This window comes from Streptomyces sp. GESEQ-35 (assembly GCF_017948485.1).
Lineage (GTDB): Bacteria > Actinomycetota > Actinomycetes > Streptomycetales > Streptomycetaceae > Streptomyces.
The window spans coordinates 205,953-224,616 of the sequence record NZ_JAFFSX010000016.1; the positions used below are offsets into that span (position 1 = coordinate 205,953).

The 18,664-nt window shown below is 68.9% G+C and carries 11 protein-coding genes and 1 tRNA gene; 1 reads left to right on the plus strand and 11 read right to left on the minus strand.

What is annotated here, in order from left to right; genetic code table 11:
* Positions 1–115: 115 nt before the first annotated feature.
* The 9 genes from KCH87_RS28755 to KCH87_RS28795 all read right to left on the minus strand — a co-directional run bounded on the left by KCH87_RS28755 (position 116) and on the right by KCH87_RS28795 (position 14,566).
* On the minus strand, positions 116–586 hold the full coding sequence (locus KCH87_RS28755; protein ID WP_210589198.1) for a Dps family protein: 471 nt from the start codon (positions 584–586) through the stop codon (positions 116–118).
* Positions 587–773: 187 nt separating this feature from the next.
* Complete coding sequence (locus tag KCH87_RS28760) at positions 774–1,154, minus strand: helix-turn-helix domain-containing protein (RefSeq protein WP_210589199.1); 381 nt, start codon at positions 1,152–1,154, stop codon at positions 774–776.
* A gap of 109 nt (positions 1,155–1,263) precedes the next feature.
* A complete protein-coding gene (locus KCH87_RS28765; RefSeq protein WP_210589200.1) occupies positions 1,264–1,809 on the minus strand; it encodes a CinA family protein in 546 nt (181 codons plus the stop codon).
* Positions 1,806–2,558: a CDP-diacylglycerol--glycerol-3-phosphate 3-phosphatidyltransferase gene (pgsA, locus tag KCH87_RS28770; protein ID WP_210589201.1), complete on the minus strand. Its 753-nt coding sequence runs from the start codon at positions 2,556–2,558 to the stop codon at positions 1,806–1,808. Before pgsA ends, KCH87_RS28765 begins: the two co-directional genes overlap by 4 nt.
* Positions 2,555–4,030 carry a 30S ribosomal protein S12 methylthiotransferase RimO gene (rimO, locus tag KCH87_RS28775; RefSeq protein ID WP_210589202.1) on the minus strand — a complete coding sequence of 492 codons (1,476 nt, stop codon included), beginning with the start codon at positions 4,028–4,030 and terminating at the stop codon, positions 2,555–2,557. The genes pgsA and rimO overlap by 4 nt, the downstream gene beginning before the upstream one ends.
* 97 nt (positions 4,031–4,127) lie before the next feature.
* Complete coding sequence (locus KCH87_RS28780) at positions 4,128–4,955, minus strand: helix-turn-helix domain-containing protein (RefSeq protein ID WP_210589203.1); 828 nt, start codon at positions 4,953–4,955, stop codon at positions 4,128–4,130.
* 262 nt (positions 4,956–5,217) lie between these two features.
* The gene (locus tag KCH87_RS28785; RefSeq protein WP_210589204.1) at positions 5,218–7,926 is read right to left on the minus strand and encodes a DNA translocase FtsK; all 2,709 of its coding nucleotides are present in this window, start codon (positions 7,924–7,926) and stop codon (positions 5,218–5,220) included.
* A gap of 142 nt (positions 7,927–8,068) precedes the next feature.
* Positions 8,069–8,752 (minus strand): two-component system response regulator, encoded by a 684-nt coding sequence (locus tag KCH87_RS28790; RefSeq protein ID WP_210589205.1) that lies wholly within the window; start codon positions 8,750–8,752, stop codon positions 8,069–8,071.
* 318 nt (positions 8,753–9,070) lie between these two features.
* Positions 9,071–14,566: a HAMP domain-containing protein gene (locus tag KCH87_RS28795; RefSeq protein WP_210589206.1), complete on the minus strand. Its 5,496-nt coding sequence runs from the start codon at positions 14,564–14,566 to the stop codon at positions 9,071–9,073.
* Between the two features lie 373 nt (positions 14,567–14,939).
* Here KCH87_RS28795 and KCH87_RS28800 point away from each other — a divergent pair, with 373 nt between their 5' ends.
* A complete protein-coding gene (locus KCH87_RS28800; protein WP_210589207.1) occupies positions 14,940–17,693 on the plus strand; it encodes a SpoIIE family protein phosphatase in 2,754 nt (917 codons plus the stop codon).
* Between the two features lie 44 nt (positions 17,694–17,737).
* Here the strand turns inward: KCH87_RS28800 and KCH87_RS28805 are convergent.
* Positions 17,738–17,813 (minus strand) — tRNA-Thr (locus KCH87_RS28805).
* Between the two features lie 84 nt (positions 17,814–17,897).
* Positions 17,898–18,560: a DegT/DnrJ/EryC1/StrS family aminotransferase gene (locus KCH87_RS28810; RefSeq protein WP_210589216.1), complete on the minus strand. Its 663-nt coding sequence runs from the start codon at positions 18,558–18,560 to the stop codon at positions 17,898–17,900.
* Positions 18,561–18,664: the final 104 nt, after the last annotated feature.

Consider the following 18,664-nt stretch of genomic DNA (forward strand, 5'->3'; position numbering starts at 1 on the left):
GCCGGAAGGGCGCACCCACGGCACACGGATGCAGCGCAGGCCAATACCGTCACGCGCAGTGGGCACGCCCACGTCTCGGGCTTGCGGTCCGGGTCAGCGCGCAGGCACGGCCAGGTCACCCGTTGGCGGCCTGGAACATCCAGTGGTGCTTCTCCAGGTCGGCGGTGATCCCGATGAAGATGTCCTGGCTGACCGGGTCCGGCTCGGCGGTCGCCTCGATCCGCTCCCGCATGCGGGTGATCACCGCGCCCAAGGCATCGACCAGCGTGGCCACCGCATCGCCGTCCGTGACCCAGCCCTCGCGCGCCGGGCCGATGCCGCTGCCGACCGCCACGGTCGCCGCGCGCCCGTCCGGCGAGACACCCAGCGCCGAGGCACGCTCCGCGACGGTGTCGGAGTGCGTCCGTGCGGTGGCCACGACCTCGTCGAGCTGAAGGTGGACGGAGCGGAAGCGCGGCCCGACCACGTTCCAGTGGATCTGCTTGGCCACGAGGGCGAGATCCACCAGGTCGACGAGGGCGCCCTGCAACGCCTCGGACACGGTCTTCAGGTCCGCGTCGGACAGCGGGCTCTTGACGACGTACATCCGAATCTCCCTTGGGTCGCCCCGTCATATCCCTCCACCATGACCGCCACATCCCATACCGGCAAACGGACCAAAAGGGATAGGCGTGAAACGAGAAAACCCCGGCAGCGCTTCTCCGGACCTCCCGGAGAAGCCCCGACCGGGGCCTCACACACTTCGTCAGCTCATACGCGCACACGCGTGGGACTCACGCGGCGACCACGTCCACGGCCTCGGAAGGCGCCTTGATGGTCACCCGTTCCGGTGGCACACCGGCCACCGACACGGAACCCAGCATCGGACGCACCGACGTGGGTACGTGCTCGCTCGACGTGGCCGCAGCGGACCGGGCCAGCTCGGCGAGTGCGAGCTCGTCGCTGACTTCCCGCATGAGTTCGGACATCCGTACGTCCAGCGCGTCGCAGATGGCGGAGAGCAGTTCAGAGGAAGCCTCCTTCTGCCCCCGCTCCACCTCGGAGAGATAGCCGAGTGAGACTCGGGCGGACGAGGAGACTTCGCGCAGAGTACGGCCCTGGCGTTGGCGCTGCCGACGCAGCACGTCACCCAACAGGCGACGGAGCAGAATCATCGGTGGCTCCCTCCTCGGACCGCGTAGCCGCATCCTTCACGCCCCACCGTACCGCCTTGCGCCGCGGCCGTGCGGGGAGCGATGTCGTGTTCACTCAGGGCTGCAAACATCAAAACCCCCCGTTCTGTTCCGTATCCTGTGCCCGCTCATTCCCGGTCTGTTCGCTCGCAAGCTCCTGGAAGAGCAGTGCGAGTACGCTCCGTACACTCTCCATACGAATGTCCGCCCGGTCGCCGTTCAACCGCAGTGAGGCCACTTTCCCGCCACCGACAGTCGGGGAATCCGCTGCGAACGGGCCGTCGACGGCGATGAAAACCGTGCCGACGGGCTGTCCGTCCTGGGGTTCCGGACCGGCGACACCAGTGGTCGCAAGGCCCCAGTCGGCGCCCAGCGCCTTGCGCACACCCGTCGCCATCTGGGCCGCGACCTGCGGATCCACCGCTCCCCGCTGCGCCAGCAGGGTGGCGTCGACACCCAGCAGTTCATGCTTCAACTCGGTGGCATAGGCGGTCACCGACCCCCGGAAGATCTTGGACGCTCCCGGCACCGCTGTGATCTCCGCCGCAACCAGCCCACCGGTCAGAGACTCGGCGACAGCGAGCGTCTCACCTCTCACCGTGAGTAGTCGCACCAGGTCGGCGGCCCGGGAATTCATGCCTCCGCCTCCTCCGACGCGGCCTTGCGCTCGGCGATTCCCTGTCTGCGCAGCACAATGGCTTGTCTCACATAGTCAAGGCCGGTCACCACGGTCAGGACGACCGCTGCCGCCATCACCCACCAGCGCAGGGTGGCGAGCCACCCCGTGAGCGCCAGGACGTACATCCCGACCGCCACGCCCTGCGTGAGGGTCTTCAGCTTGCCGCCGCGGCTCGCCGGAATGACGCCGTACCGGATGACGATGAAACGCAGCAGGGTGATGCCGAGTTCCCGGCCGAGGATGACGAGCGTCACCCACCAGGGCAGATCGCCAAGGGCGGAGAGACAGATCAGCGCCGCACCCATGATCGCCTTGTCGGCGATGGGGTCGGCGATCTTGCCGAAGTCGGTGACGAGGTTGTACGCGCGGGCCAGATGACCGTCGAACAGGTCGGTGATCATAGCGATGGCGAACGCCGCCCAGGCGAGCGAGCGCCACGCCGGGTCATAGCCGCCGTCGGCCAGCATCAGCGCGACGAAGCCGGGGACGAGGACCAGCCGGAGCATCGTCAGGAGGTTGGCGATGTTCCACACACTGGCCTGGTTGACGGCCACGGCCGTCAGCTTCGCGCCACGCGCCGGCTTCGCACCGCCCGGTGCACCGGAGGCCGACATGGCGGAAATGGAGGGGGAACCGGACGCACCGGATACCGCCGGCCCTTTCGCCTTGGCGGGGCCGCCCGCGGCGGATGCCGGGACTCCGGTCATCTGGTCGCCTCCTCTCCGTACCCGAGCGAGCCCTGAAGCGGCTCGGCCACCAGGTCGACACCTTCTGTACCGACCACCTTCGCCTCGACCATACGACCGACGCCGAGCCCTTCGCTGCTCGTGAGCAGCACCTGGCCGTCCGTCTCCGGAGCCTGGTGCTCCCCGCGGCCGTACGCGCCCTCCTCGCCGTCAACCGATTCGACGAGCACATGCACGGTCTCGCCCACGCGCTCCTCCGCACGCTGCGAGACGAGTTCCTCGGCCAGCCTGGAGATATGTGCCAGTCGCTGGGCGACGACGTCCTCGTCCAGCTTGTGGTCGTACGTCGCCGCCTCGGTGCCCTCCTCGTCGGAGTAGCCGAAGACGCCGATGGCATCCAGCCGCGCGCCGTTCAGGAACCGCTCCAGCTCGGCCAGGTCTGCCTCGGTCTCGCCGGGGAAGCCCACGATGAAGTTGGAGCGCACGCCGGCCTGCGGGGCCTTGTTCCGGATGGTGTCGAGCAGCTCCAGGAAGCGGTCGGTGTCGCCGAAGCGGCGCATCGCGCGCAGCACGTCCGGGGCGGAGTGCTGGAAGGAGAGGTCGAAGTAGGGCGCGATCTTCGGCGTCGAGGTCAGGACGTCGATGAGCCCGGGGCGCATCTCGGCGGGTTGGAGGTAGCTGACGCGCACGCGCTCGATGCCGTCGACCTCGGCGAGCTCGGGCAGCAGGGAGTCCAGCAGGCGGATGTCGCCGAGGTCCTTGCCGTACGAGGTGTTGTTCTCGGAGACCAGCATGATCTCCTTGACACCCTGCTCGGCCAGCCACCGCGTCTCGTTCAGCACGTCGCTCGGGCGGCGGGAGATGAAGGAGCCGCGGAAGGACGGGATGGCGCAGAAGGAGCAGCGCCGGTCGCAGCCGGAGGCGAGCTTCACGGAGGCGACAGGCGAGCCGTCGAGCCGACGGCGCAGCGGCGCCCGGGGGCCGGACTCGGGGGCGACACCCTCAGGGAGGTCCTCGGGTGCTCCGTGCCCGGGAAGCGCGACCTCGGTCGCCGACTCCTGCCGCGCGGCCGGACTGATGGGCAGCAGCTTGCGCCGGTCACGGGGGGTGTGAGCGGCGTGGATGCCACCGCTCAGGATGGTCTGGAGCCGACCCGAGATGTCCGAGTAGTCGTCGAATCCGAGCACGCCGTCGGCCTCGGGCAGCGCTTCGGCCAGTTCCTTGCCGTACCGCTCGGCCATGCAGCCCACCGCCACGACGGCCTGGGTTCTGCCATGCCTCTTGAGGTCGTTGGCCTCGAGGAGGGCGTCGACGGAGTCCTTCTTGGCGGCTTCGACGAAGCCACACGTGTTGACGACGGCGACGTCCGCGTCCTCAGCGTCCTCGACGAGATCCCAGCCGTCCGCCTCCAAGCGGCCTGCGAGCTCCTCCGAGTCCACCTCGTTACGGGCGCAGCCAAGGGTGACGAGTGCGACGGTACGGCGTTCAGGCATGGGCTCAAGACTACTTCGTCCCACTGACACCCCACGTCGACGGGGTTGGCCGATCTTGGCCAACCCCGTACCTTCATGCCCTTAAAGGACGGACCGCTCATCCGACCTGCGGATCGCCCTTCGTGTACGTCAGCCGCTCGACCGCCCCCGGCTGCCAGTCGTCGTCGATCTTCTTGCCGTTGACGTACAGCTGGATCGCGCCGGCGTCACCGAGGACGAGGTTGATCTTCTCGCTGTCCTGGAAGGTCTTGGACTCACCCTGCTTGAGGAGGCCGTCGAAGAGGAGCCGGCCGTTGTGGTCCTTTGCCGAGATCCAGCTGCGGCCGTCGGCGGCGCTGACCTGGACGGTCACCTTGTCCTGGGGCGCGGCCGCGATGGCGCTGTCCGACGGGTCGGGCTTCGGCTTGGTCGGCGTGGGCGAGGCGGTCTTGCTGGTCGAGGGCGTGGCCCCTTCGGCGACCTGGGTCTTGTCACCGCCCCCGTCGTCACCGCCCTTGAACGCGGTGAACCCGACGAAGCCGACCACGGCGACGATCGCGGCGACCATGGCCGCGGTCCAGTTGGGCCCGCGCCGCTCGGGGCGGATGCGTTCCGCCTCGAAGAGCGGGGCCGCCGGAGTCGGCGCCGGTCGGCCGCCGTGGTCGGCGTCGTACTGAGCGAGCAACGGCGCCGGATCGATGCCGACGGCCTTGGCCAGGGTCCGGATGTGACCACGGGCGTAGACGTCCCCGCCGCACGGGCCGAAGTCGTCCGCCTCGATGGCGTGCACGATGGGCAGGCGGACCCGGGTGGCGTTGGTGACGTCGTCGACGGTCAGCCCGGCCGCGATGCGCGCCTGTTGGAGGGCACGGCCGACGGAAGGGCGGGCTTCCTCACGGTCGTCTTCGAACGGACGCTCGTCTTCAGGGGAGTTGCCGATGGACACGGGGGCGCCTTTCGAGCGTTTTAGCCGCCTGTGCTGCAGGTTCAGTCTAGGGGGGGTGCGAAAGGGTGGGGCAACCGGGCGGTAGGAATTTGTACGCCATCGGTATGGCCCGACATGCCGATGGTGGGGCAGCAGCTTTTCGCTTCCCTCAACTTGACGTATGCCGCCGGGAAACGGTTGCTCAATGATCGCTTACGGGTGGGTCACGATCGAACACCCTCGGCCGCGCATCCGCCCGCATGGCGACCACTGTGCACCTTTCCTACCCGTCAGACTCCCCACGGATCACGGCAAGCACGCCATCCAGCTCGTCAGGTTTCACAAGAACATCACGAGCCTTGGACCCTTCGCTGGGGCCGACGACGCCCCGGGACTCCATGAGGTCCATCAGCCGCCCCGCCTTGGCGAAGCCGACGCGCAGTTTGCGCTGGAGCATCGAGGTGGACCCGAACTGCGTCGAGACGACCAGCTCGGCAGCCTGGCAGAGCAGGTCGAGGTCGTCGCCGATGTCCTCGTCGATCTCCTTTTTCTTCTTGGTGCCCACGGTGACGTCGTCCCGGAAGACCGGCGCCATCTGGTCCTTGCAGTGCTGGACGACGACCGCGACCTCTTCCTCGGTCACGAAGGCGCCCTGCATACGGGTCGGCTTGTTCGCCCCCATCGGCAGGAACAGCCCGTCGCCCTTGCCAATCAGCTTCTCGGCGCCGGGCTGGTCGAGGATGACCCGGGAGTCCGCCAGGGACGAGGTCGCGAACGCGAGCCGCGACGGCACGTTCGCCTTGATCAGACCGGTGACGACATCCACCGACGGCCGCTGTGTGGCCAGCACCAGATGGATACCGGCCGCGCGCGCGAGCTGCGTGATCCGCACGATCGCGTCCTCGACGTCCCGCGGCGCGACCATCATCAGGTCGGCGAGCTCGTCGACGATCACCAGCAGATAGGGGTACGGCTGGAGCTCGCGCTCACTGCCCTCGGGCGGCTTGACCTTGCCGTTCCTGATGGCCTCGTTGAAGTCGTCGATGTGCCGGTAGCCGTACGCCGCCAGGTCGTCGTACCGGAGGTCCATTTCCCGTACGACCCACTGGAGCGCCTCCGCGGCCCGCTTCGGGTTGGTGATGATCGGCGTGATCAGGTGCGGAATGCCCTCGTAGGCGGTCAGCTCGACGCGCTTGGGGTCGACGAGGACCATGCGCACGTCCTCGGGGGTCGCGCGGACCATGATCGACGTGATCAGGCAGTTAATGCACGACGATTTACCGGAACCAGTGGCTCCGGCGACGAGGACGTGCGGCATTTTCGCGAGGTTGGCCATGACATAGCCGCCCTCGACGTCCTTGCCGAGCGCCACCAGCATCGGATGGTCGTCCTCGGCCGCCGCGGCGAGCCGCAGCACATCGCCCAGGTTGACCATCTCGCGGTCGGTGTTCGGGATCTCGATGCCGACCGCCGACTTTCCGGGGATCGGGCTGATGATCCGCACGTCCGGGCTGGCGACGGCGTACGCGATGTTCTTCGTCAGCGCGGTGATCCGCTCGACCTTCACGGCGGGACCGAGCTCGACCTCGTAGCGCGTGACCGTCGGCCCGCGTGTGAAGCCGGTGACGGAGGCGTCGACCTTGAACTCGGAGAAGACGGTGGTGAGCGAGGCGACGACGGCGTCGTTGGCGGCGCTGCGCGCCTTGCCGGGGCCGCCGCGGGTGAGGAGGTCGAGCGACGGCAGGGAGTAGGTGATGTCGCCGGACAGCTGGAGCTGCTCGGCGCGCGGCGGCAGGTCGCGGATCGCCTCGGGGGCCTTGGTGAGATCCGGTACGTCCCCCTTGAGCTTCTCCTGCTTCGGACGAGCGGCCGGGACAGGCGTCGGGGTGGGTGTCGGAGTGGCCTCCTCGCGGTCCCCCACGCTCACGCCCTGGGTGAGGTCGGCGACGATCGGCGAGGGCGGCATCCCGTGCATCACGGCACCGTCGAGCGCGGCAGCGGCGGCCGCGGCGACGTCCACGGCGTCCATCTGCCGGTCCATGTCGGGCTGCGGCACCGCGGAGCGCCTGGGGCGGCCGCGACGCCGCGAGAGGGCCTCCTGCTCCGCGCTCTCGGGGTCGTACGCCTCGGGCTTCGGTGTGCGCCGGCGCGGGCGCGCGGGCAGCGCGTCCCGCCACTGGTCCTCGTACTGCTCGTCGTCCTCGCTGAAGTCGTCGTCGGCCGGGTCGTGGACGAGGCCGAGCTTCCTGCCGAGCAGCCGCAGTCGCTGCGGGATCGCGTTGACCGGGGTCGCCGTGACGACCAGCAACCCGAAGATCGTGAGCAGCACGAGCAGCGGTACGGCGAGCACCTCGCCCATGGTGTAGGTCAGCGGGGTCGCCGCGCCCCAGCCGATGAGGCCGCCGGCGTCCCTTATGGCCTGCATGCCGTCGCTGCGGGCGGGCGAGCCACAGGCGAGGTGGACCTGGCCGAGCACGCCGATGAGGAGCGCGGACAGACCGATCACGATGCGGCCGTTGGCCTCGGGCTGCTCGGGGTGCCGGATGAAGCGCACGGCGATGATCGCGAGCAGCAGCGGCACCAGCAGGTCGAGGCGGCCGAAGGCGCCGGTGACCAGTATTTCGACGAGGTCGCCGACGGGACCGCGCAGATTCGACCATGTACCGGCGGCGACGATCAGGGCGAGACCGAGGAGCAGCAGCGCGATGCCGTCCTTGCGGTGCGCCGGGTCGAGGTTCTTCGCTCCCTGACCTATGCCGCGGAAGACCGCGCCGACGGCGTGCGCGGCACCGAGCCAGATCGCCCGCAGGAGCCACACGATGCCCCCGGTGGGGTTCGGCGCCGGCTTGGGCGCGGGCTTCTTCGCCGCGGCCTTCCTGGCGGGCGCCTTCTTCGCAGGAGCCTTTTTGGCAGCGGCCTTCTTGGCCGGTCCCTTCGCGGGAGCGGCCGCCTTCTTCGCAGGCTTCTTGGCGGCAGAGGGACGTGGGGCCATGGGTGTGAGGTTACCGGTGGAGACGCCGGCGGACACGTGTGCCCACCGCTTCACCCGTTCGTGTCGCCCTTGCGGGGGCGGGAAATTGACGCGCGCTCAAACACCGCGTGCACGCCCGCACAACGGCGGTCGTCGCGGGCGTTCAGTTCTGCGACGGCACAGAAGGAGCGCTTCCCGTGCCCGGCTCCAGCGCGTCCAGCGCGCGGCGCAGGCCGGTGAGTTTGCGCTCGAGGTGGGCGGCCGTGGCCACCGCAGCCGCGTCCGCGGACTCGTCGTCGAGTTGCTTGGACAGTGCCTCGGCCTGCTCCTCGACGGCCGCGAGCCGCGCCGACAGTTCGGCGAGCAGCCCGGCGGGCTCCTTCGCCTCGCCGACCGCGGTCTTGCCTCCGCCGCCCTCCAACTGGAGCCGCAGCAGGGCCGCCTGCTCCCGCAGCTGGCAGTTCTTCATGTACAGCTCGACGAAAACGGAGACCTTGGCGCGCAGCACCCACGGGTCGAAGGGCTTGGAGATGTAGTCCACCGCGCCCGCCGCATAGCCGCGGAAGGTGTGGTGCGGACCGTGGTTGATGGCGGTGAGGAAGATGATCGGGATGTCCCGGGTCCGCTCTCGCCGCTTGATGTGCGCGGCGGTTTCGAAACCGTCCATTCCCGGCATCTGGACATCCAGCAGAATGACCGCGAAGTCGTCCGTCAGCAGTGCTTTGAGCGCTTCTTCCCCGGACGATGCCCGCACCAGCGTCTGATCGAGCGCGGAGAGGATGGCCTCCAACGCCAGCAGATTCTCCGGCCGGTCATCGACCAGGAGGATCTTGGCCTTCTGCACCATGGCCCGCCCTCCTCGCCCCGGCTTGGGGCCTCCCCTGTCCTCAGGACTTGAGGTGACGCCGATGTGCGTCGCCCCAGGGGACGACTCCCTTGCGCCGCCCGTCCTTGTGCCGGTCATGGTAGCCGCACCCCGCCTGTCGCCACACCCTGTCACCGCGATGTCACTGTGCACGTAGCAGAAACGCAGCAGGAGACCAGAAGGTTCCCCGTATCCCGTACTTCTACACGGCTTCGGCCACACTGAGTCAGCAACTCCGGGTGAACACCGAAGGTTCCCACCACTTCCCCGCCGCTTCGCCTCGCGCCCCGACGGTTCTCGTCACTCCTCCCTCATCCACTGATCCATCACAGCCAACAGGTGATCAGGGTCGACCGGCTTCGTCACATAGTCGGAAGCGCCCGACTCGATCGCCTTCTCCCGGTCGCCCTTCATCGCCTTCGCGGTGAGCGCGATGATCGGCAGACCGGCGAACTGCGGCATCCTGCGGATCGCCGTCGTCGTCGCGTACCCGTCCATCTCGGGCATCATGATGTCCATCAGCACGACCGCCACATCGTCGTGCTGCTCCAGGACCTCGATGCCCTCACGGCCGTTCTCCGCGTACAGCACGGACAGGCCGTGCTGCTCCAGAACGCTGGTGAGCGCGAAGACATTGCGGATGTCGTCGTCGACGATCAGCACCTTCTGCCCGCCGAACCGGATGCCCCGGTGCGACCGCGGCGCCACGTCCTGGTCGGACGCGGGCCAGCGCTCCGGTGTCGCCCTTCCCAGCTGTTCGGCCGCGATGGGCGTGGCCCTGCGCCGGCGCCGGAAGAGCGCGGCCGGACCGTTCTGCGCATCGCGGTACGACTTCACCTCGGCCGGCGTCTCGATCTCCACGTCGGACAGCTCCGACAGGTCCGCCGCGGCCCGGGCCGCGGACGCCACCAGGTCGCCGGCCTCCAGTGCGGGCAGCCCCTGCTGGTACCCCTGCGGCGGCAGTTCACTCGGGTGCAGCGGCAGATACAGCGTGAACGTCGAGCCGCGGCCCGGCTCGCTCTGCGCGTGGATCTCGCCGCCGAGCAGCTGGGCGATCTCCCGCGAGATCGACAGCCCCAGGCCCGTACCGCCGTACTTGCGGCTGGTCGTGCCGTCCGCCTGCTTGAAGGCCTCGAAGATCACCCGCATCTTGCTGTTCGCGATGCCGATGCCGGTGTCGGTCACGGAGAACGCGATCAGATCCGCGTCCGCGTCGCGCAGCGAGCCCGTCTCCAGGAGCTGCTCCCGAATCGCCAACGGGACGTCCGCGCCGGCCGGCCGGATGACCAGCTCGACGGATCCGGAGTCGGTGAACTTCACCGCGTTGGACAGCAGGTTGCGCAGCACCTGGAGCAGCCGCTGCTCGTCGGTGTGCAGCGTGGCGGGCAGTTCCGGAGACACCCGTACGGACAGGTCGAGGCCCTTCTCCGCGGTCAGCGGGCGGAAGGTGGCCTCTACGTAGTCGACGAGCTGGACGAGCGCGATACGCGTCGGCGAGACGTCCATCTTGCCCGCCTCGACCTTCGACAGGTCGAGGATGTCGTTGATCAGCTGGAGCAGGTCGGAGCCGGCGCCGTGGATGGTCTCGGCGAACTCGACCTGCTTCGGGGTGAGATTGGCGTCCGCGTTGTCGGCGAGCAACTTGGCGAGAATCAGCAGCGAGTTGAGCGGCGTACGCAGCTCGTGCGACATGTTGGCGAGGAACTCGCTCTTGTAGCGCATGGAGACGGCGAGCTGCTCGGCGCGCTCCTCCAGGACCTGCCGAGCCTCCTCGATCTCGGTGTTCTTGACCTCGATGTCGCGGTTCTGCTGGGCCAGCAGCTCGGCCTTCTCCTCCAGTTCGGCGTTGGACGCCTGGAGGGCCTTCTGCCGGTTCTCCAGCTCCTCCGAACGCTCCCGGAGTTGCTCGGTCAGCTCCTGCGACTGCCTCAGCAGCACCTCGGTCTTGGTGTTGACCGAGATGGTGTTGACGCTGGTCGCGATCATCTCGGCGATCTGGTTGAGGAAGTCCTTCTGGATCTGCGTGAAGGGAGTGAAGGACGCCAACTCGATGACACCGAGGACCTGGCCCTCGAACAGCACCGGAAGGACGATCACCTGCGCGGGCGGCGCCTCTCCGAGCCCGGAGGAAATCTTCAGATAGCCGCTGGGCGCGTTCTCCACGAGGATCGTGCGCCGCTCCTCGGCGGCCGTCCCGATCAGCGCCTCACCCGGCCGGAACGACGTCGGCATGGAGCCCATCGAGTAGCCGTACGACCCGAGCATGCGCAGTTCGTACGGGTCCTCGTGGTCGCCGCTCGTGTCCTTGCCGTCGACGAGCGGCAGCGCGAGGAAGAACGCGCCGTGCTGCGCGGAGACCACCGGCGTCAGCTCGCTCATGATCAGCGAGGCCACGTCGTCCAGGTCGCGACGGCCCTGCATCAGGGCGGAGATACGGGCGAGGTTGCCCTTGAGCCAGTCCTGCTCCTTGTTGGCGATCGTGGTGTCGCGCAGGTTGGCGATCATCTTGTTGATGTAGTCCTGGAGTTCCTGGATCTCGCCGGAGGCGTCCACGTCGATCTTCAGGTTCAGGTCGCCGCGGGTCACGGCGGTCGCCACGCGCGCGATGGCACGCACCTGCCGGGTGAGGTTCCCGGCCATCTCGTTCACGGACTCGGTCAGGTCGCGCCAGGTGCCGTCGACGTCACGCACGCGTGCCTGGCCGCCGAGCTGGCCTTCCGTGCCCACCTCGCGGGCGACACGGGTGACCTCCTCGGCGAAGGACGACAGCTGGTCGACCATCGTGTTGATCGTCGTCTTGAGCTCGAGGATCTCACCGCGAGCGTCGATGTCGATCTTCTTCGTCAGGTCACCCTTGGCGATGGCGGTGGTGACCATGGCGATGTTCCGCACCTGACCGGTCAGGTTGGAGGCCATCTGGTTCACGGACTCGGTGAGGTCCTTCCACGTACCCGCCACGCCCGGTACGTGCGCCTGCCCGCCGAGGATGCCGTCCGTGCCCACCTCGCGGGCCACCTTGGTGACCTGGTCGGCGAACGAGCTCAGCGTCTTCACCATGGTGTTGAAGGTGTCCGCGAGCTGCGCGACCTCGCCGCGCGCCTCGATCGTCACCGTCCGGGTCAGGTCGCCGTTGGCGACGGCCGCCGCGACCTGGGAGATGTTCCGCACCTGCATGGTCAGGTTCTTGGCCATCAGGTTGACGTTGCCGCTGAGGTCCTTCCAGATGCCGGTGACGCCCGGCACGTGCGCCTGGCCGCCCAGGATGCCCTCGGTGCCCACCTCGCGGGCCACCCGGGTCACCTGCTCGGCGAAGGCCGACAGCTGGTCCACCATCGTGTTGACGGTGGTGACGAGTTCGAGGATCTCGCCCTTCGCGTCGACGGTGATCTTCTTGGACAGGTCACCCTTGGCGACCGCGGTCGTGACCTCGGCGATCTGGCGCACCTGAATGGTCAGGTTGTTCGCCATGAAGTTCACGGACTGGGTGAGGTCCTTCCAGGTGCCGGAGACCCCCTGCACTTCGGCCTGACCGCCGAGCTGGCCCTCCGTGCCCACCTCGCGGGCGACCCGGGTGACCTCCTCGGCGAACGACGACAGCTGGTCCACCATCGTGTTCAGGGTGTTCTTGAGCTCCAGGATCTCGCCACGCGCGTCCACGGTGATCTTCTGGGAGAGGTCACCCCGGGCCACCGCGGTCGCGACCTGCGCGATGTTCCGCACCTGCGCGGTGAGGTTGCCGGCCATGCCGTTCACGGAGTCGGTCAGGTCGCGCCACACACCGGCGACGCCGGGCACCTGCGCCTGCCCGCCGAGGCGGCCTTCCGTGCCCACCTCGCGGGCGACCCGGGTCACCTGGTCGGCGAAGGCGGAGAGCTGGTCGACCATCGTGTTGATGGTGTTCTTCAGCTCCAGGATCTCGCCGCGCGCATCGACGTCGATCTTCTGGGACAGGTCACCCCGGGCCACCGCCGTGGTCACCTGGGCGATCTGCCGCACCTGTGAGGTGAGGTTGCCGCCCATGAAGTTGACGGAGTCGGTGAGCTCCTTCCACGTACCGGACACACCCGGTACGACGGCCTGCCCGCCGAGGCGGCCCTCCGTGCCCACGTCCCGGGCCATCCGGGTCACCTGCTCGGCGAAGGACGACAGCTGGTCCACCATCGTGTTCACGGTGTTCTTCAGCTGGAGCATCTCGCCGGAGACGTCCACGGTGACCTTCTGCGACAGGTCACCGTTGGCCACCGCCGTGGTCACCTGGGCGATGTTCCTCACCTGTCCGGTGAGGTTCTGGAACGCGGTGTTGACGGAGTCCGTCAGGTCCTTCCACGTCCCCGCCGCCCCCGGCACCTGCGCCTGTCCGCCGAGCTCACCCTCGACGCCGACCTCCCGGGCCACGCGGGTGACCTCGGAACCGAAGGACGACAGCTGGTCCACCATCCCGTTGACGGTGTTCTTCAGCTCCAGCATCTCGCCGGCCACGTCGACGGTGACCTTCTGCGACAGGTCACCGCTGGCCACGGCCGTCGTCACGGCGGCGATGTCCCGCACCTGAGTGGTCAGGTTCCTGAAGACCGTGTTGACGGAGTCCGTCAGGTCCTTCCACGTCCCCGCGGCCCCCGGCACATTCGCCTGACCGCCGAGGCGCCCCTCGCCACCGACCTCGTTGGCGACGCGGGTGACCTCGTCGGCGAAGATCCGCAGCGTCTCGGTCATCTGGTTGATCGTGTCGGCCAGCTGCGCGACCTCGCCGCGCGCCGACACCGTCACCTTCTGCGACAGGTCACCGTTGGCGACCGCCGTTGTCACCTGTGCGATACCGCGCACCTGTGCCGTCAGGTTGCCGGCCATGAGGTTCACCGAATCGGTGAGGTCCTTCCACACGCCGGCCACACCCGGCACTTGCGCCTGCCCGCCGAGCTCGCCCTCGGTGCCCACCTCACGGGCGACTCGCGTCACCTCGGAGGAGAAGGACGACAGCTGGTCCACCATCGTGTTGACGGTGTTCTTCAGCTCCAGCATCTCGCCGGCCACATGAACCGTGACCTTCCGGGACAAGTCACCCTTCGCGACCGCGGTCGTCACCAGCGCGATGTCCCTCACCTGGGCCGTCAGCCGGTACGCCATCGTGTTGACGGAATCCGTGAGGTCCTTCCACGAACCCGACATACCGCGCACCTGGGCCTGTCCGCCCAGCTTGCCCTCGGTCCCGACCTCGCTGGCCACCCGGGTGACCTCGTCGGTGAACGTCGACAGCTGGTCGACCAGATTGTTGACCGTCCGCCCGACCTTGAGGAACTCCCCGCGCAGCGGCTGCCCAGTGGTGCCGTCCGGCGCCTGCGTCCGCAGCTCCATGCGCGGCGACAGATCACCCTCGGCCACCGCGGAAAGCACCCGGCCGACCTCGGAGACCGGTCGTACGAGATCGTCGACCAGGGCGTTCGAGGCGTCGATGGCGGCCGCCCAGGAGCCCTCGCTGGAGCCTGTTTCCAGCCGTTCCGTGAGCTTTCCCTCACGCCCCACCATGCGCCGCACACGCGACAACTCACCCGTCAGATGGAGATTGCGGTCGGCCACCTCGTTGAAAACGGCAGCAATCTCCGACATCACGCCGTCGCCGGACACCGTGAGCCGCTTACGGAAGTTTCCGTCCCGCATCGACACGAGTGCCGCCAGCAGTCTGTCCAGGGAGGCCGTGTCCACCGACGTGGTCCCACCACGCGGTTTGCGCTGTTTGGTCAGGGACTGTCCGCCTTTCGCGCGCGTCTTAGTGCCCCGCGTCGCTGCGCCAGACTCCACTTGTCCCTCCCGCAGGGGTCGACCGTTACTGCTGTGTCCGGTACGACTGCTCGACGTACCAGTTACTACTGCGCATTTCTGTCGGATCCGCCAGGCCACACCCCGGGCTGCTGCCCGCCCGAAGGGGATCTCACTCTGCCTGCCCGGACCTTCACAAGAAGCTTGCCCAGTGTTTCACCCTCCCTGAACCCGGCCATAACAGTTCGGCAGCTTCGCACACCGTCCGCACACCCTCCGGACGGAAACACTGCAGACCGGCATCCGCATGGACGGCGAAGGTAAGTAACCTTGCATGCGGCTGTCCAGCCTCGCCGGTCCGTCCGGCCTGGGCGGTGGCACGAGAACGAGCGGGCATCGGAGGGGCGGCCGCAGCATGACCACCGGACTGATCCCGGGGGGACATCCCCCGGACCCACGGCCGACGGGCGGCCTGCCGTCGCAAACGCGGCACGAGCCGGTCGGCCAGGTAGCCCTGCATGTCGACAACCGGTCGAGGAGTTCTGTGATCACCGCGCGCGCGGCCGCCAGCTTCGAGCCCGTCGGGCGATCCGTCGCGACCGCCCGCTCCTTCGTCCGCGACACGCTCCAGGGCTGGGGCTTCGCCGACATCGTCGACGATGCCGTGGTTCTCACCAGCGAACTGGTGACCAACGCCGTCGTGCATGCGGGCACCTCCGCGGACGTCCTGTGCCTGCGCAGTGACGACGGCGTCCGGATCGAGGTCGCCGACCGCTACCCCGAACGCGAGATCCCACTCCAGGGCTCGGCCGTCAACATGGGCAGCCCCGACCGCGAGGGCGGCCGCGGCCTCCAGCTGTGCGCGGCTCTGGCCGGCCGCTGGGGCGTCGAGTACACGCCCACGCACAAGCAGGTCTGGTTCCAGATCGCCCTCCCCGAGCGCTCGGTCGGCACCCGCTCGGCAGGCCCCTCCCTCCCCGCCGACCTCCTGCCGCTCGCCGACGGCCGGGTCCGCGTCGCCGTCGTCCAGATCGACCGTACGGGCTGCATCGCCTCCTGGAACGAGGACGCCGAGGACCTCTTCGGGTACGCCGCCGAGCAGGTCACCGGCAAGCCCCTGACCGACCTCGCGGCCTGGCCGCACACCCCGGGCACCAGCACCGGCATCGCGGAAGCGCTCCAACTCTCGCGCTGGGAAGGCAGTTACGGCATCCGCGGCGCCAACGGCCGCGTGACCCCGGTGTACGCCTCCCACCTCAGGGTCCGCGACACGGGCGGCGAACCGTCCACGGTCTGCCTTCTCGTACGGGACCACGAACGCGCCGTCCTCCAGACGCCGTCGCGCCACCCCTCCTCCGACTCCGGCACCTCTGCCGACGGCCAGAGCGCCGACCCCTTCGAGGTGTTCATCGGCTCCCCGGCCCCGGACGACCTCGACGGCCTCCTCCAGCGCACGGTGGAGCGCGCCCGCGACATGCTCGACGGCGACAGCGCCTTCCTGCTCCTGGCCACCGACGACGAAACGGAGTTGGAGGTCCGCGCCTCCACGGGCCTGCCCTCCGCCCGCCAGCGCTTCGCCCGCGTCCCCGTCGAGGCGGGCCCCGGCCGCTACGGCTCGGCCCGTATGCCGGCGGTCCACGACGACCTGACGGCCGTACCGGGCGCCGTCCCCCTGCTGAGCGGCACGGGCATGCGCTCGGTCGTCACGGTCCCGCTGAAGGTCGAGGGCCGCCTCACCGGCTCCCTGGGCGTCGCCGCCGAGGGCCCCGGCAGATACTCGAACGAGGAGGCCCTGCGCCTCCAGTTCGCCGCGGACCGCATCGCGTTGGCCGTCGAGTCGGCCCGTCTGGGCGAACTGGAGCGCCTGCGCCGAGGCTCGCTGAGCTTCCTGGTCGAGGCCTCCGATCTCCTCGCCGGCACCCTCGACCGCGACCAGACGCTCGCCCTCATGGCCCAGATGACCGTCCCGACCCTGGCGACCTGGTGCGCGGTCTACACGATCGCCGACCAGGCCTCGGAGCCGTACCTGTCGTACGTCCTGCACGAGGACGAGGAACTCATCGACGGCATCAAGTCGTTGCTGTCGAAGATCGCCCCACCGGACCCGGTCCCCACGCCCGGCGCCCGCGTCTGGTCGGCCCCCGCGGAAGCCGCCCACCAGGCGGCGCTGCGCACGTCCATGCGCAGCCTGGGCCTTGGCGAGCCCATCCCGCGCGTCAGCTCGGGCATCGGCCCGACTCTGGCCACGGCGTCCGCCGTCGGCGGCGAGACTGTGGTCCTGCCGCTCGTGGCCCGCAACCGAGTCATCGGCATGCTGACGCTCGGCAAGCCGACGGACGAACACTTCCGCCAGGAAATCCTGGAACTGGCCGAGGACTTGTCCCGCCGAGCCGCCCTGGCCCTGGACAACGCCCGCCTCTACTCCGAGCGCACGGCCATCAGCCAGTCCCTCCAGCGCAGCCTCCTGCCGCCCGAACTCCCCGAGATCGAGGGCGTCGAGGTCGAGGTCATCTACCGCGCCGCCGGCGAGGGCAACGAGGTCGGCGGCGACTTCTACGACGTCTTCCCCATCAGCGACGGCGCCTACGGCTTCGCCATCGGCGACGTCTGCGGTACGGGCCCGAACGCGGCGGCCGTCACGGGCCTGGCCCGGCATGCCCTCCGCCTGCTCGCCCGCGAAGGCCTCAGCGGCCCGGCGGTCCTGGAGCGCCTGAACTCCGCCATCCTCGACGAGGGCGCCCGCAGCCGCTTCCTGACCCTCCTGTACGGCGAGATGCGCCCGCAGGACGACGGCAGCGCGGAGTTGAAGGTGGTCTGCGCCGGCCACCCGCTCCCCCTCCGCCTGCGCCAGGACGGCACGGTCGAACCGGCCGCCGAACCCCAGCCGCTCCTCGGTGTCATGGAGGATCTCGAGCTGTACGAGCAGACGGTCACCCTGGACCCCGGCGACGTCCTCCTGTGCGTCACGGACGGCGTCACCGAACGCCGCGAAGGCAGCCGCATGCTGGGCGACGACGGCCTCACCGACGTCCTCACGACCTGCACGGGCCTCACGGCCGGCGCCGTAGCGGCCCGCATCATGCGCGCAGTGGAGCGGTTCGCATCCGACGCCCCGTCCGACGACATGGCAATCCTCGCGATGCGAGTCCCCGGACTCCACAAGGACTAGAACAGCGAAAAGGCCCCCCGCCGTTGGGCGGGGGGCCTTTTCCGTGGAGCCCCCAAACGGAATCGAACCGTTGACCTTCTCCTTACCATGGAGACGCTCTACCGACTGAGCTATAGGGGCCTGTCGCGATTTCGGGGCTTCCCCCGCGGCAACGGAATAGATCATACCCCGAACAGACCTGTGCTCCCAACCCTGCTCTTCCCTTCAGAAGGCGGGCTGAAGCAGTCCCCCGAGGGCATTGCACGCAGCCACTATTCGCTGCATGTCCCGCTTCGTCAACGACGCATCCACAGGCAGCGACAACGTCTCGTCAGCGGCCCGCTCGGTCTCCGGCAGGGACACACACCGACGGAATTCCGGCAGCCGGTGCACGGGCGTCTTCACCGGCACCCGGCACTCAACTCCCCTGGCCCGCACCGACCGAGCGAACGCGTCCCGGTCGGGCCGCCCGTTCCCCGGAACCCGCACGACGTACTGCTGATAGGTGTGCCCGTCACCGCCATCTGGCGTCAGCACACCCTTCAACTTCGCATCGAGATAGGAGGCCCGCTGCCTGCGCTGAGCAGTCTCGTCGTACGGCACCTCGGACTCGCCCTGCTCCAGCACCAGCAGGCCATGCCGCTGCCCGAGCCCGAGCAGCCGCGCGATGTCCGCGGGCCGACCGAAGCGGTGTACGACGACCAGGGCCGCCGTCCGCGGAGTTACGGCCGCCTCGACAGCGGACGTGTCGAGGCAGTACGTCACCGGGTCTATGTCGGCGAACACCGGAAGCGCACCGGCCAGCGCCACGGCCTCGGCCACTTCCACGTTCCCGAACGCCGGGACGACGACCTCGTCACCGACTCCTACGCCGGCAGCCCGGAGCATTGCAGCAGTACCCATGCTGCGGATGGTTGTTGCGCAACGTGAACTTCAAGTAACGCAGAACAAAAAAGGGTTGGACCCAGAACCGAAGTTCCGGGTCCAACCCT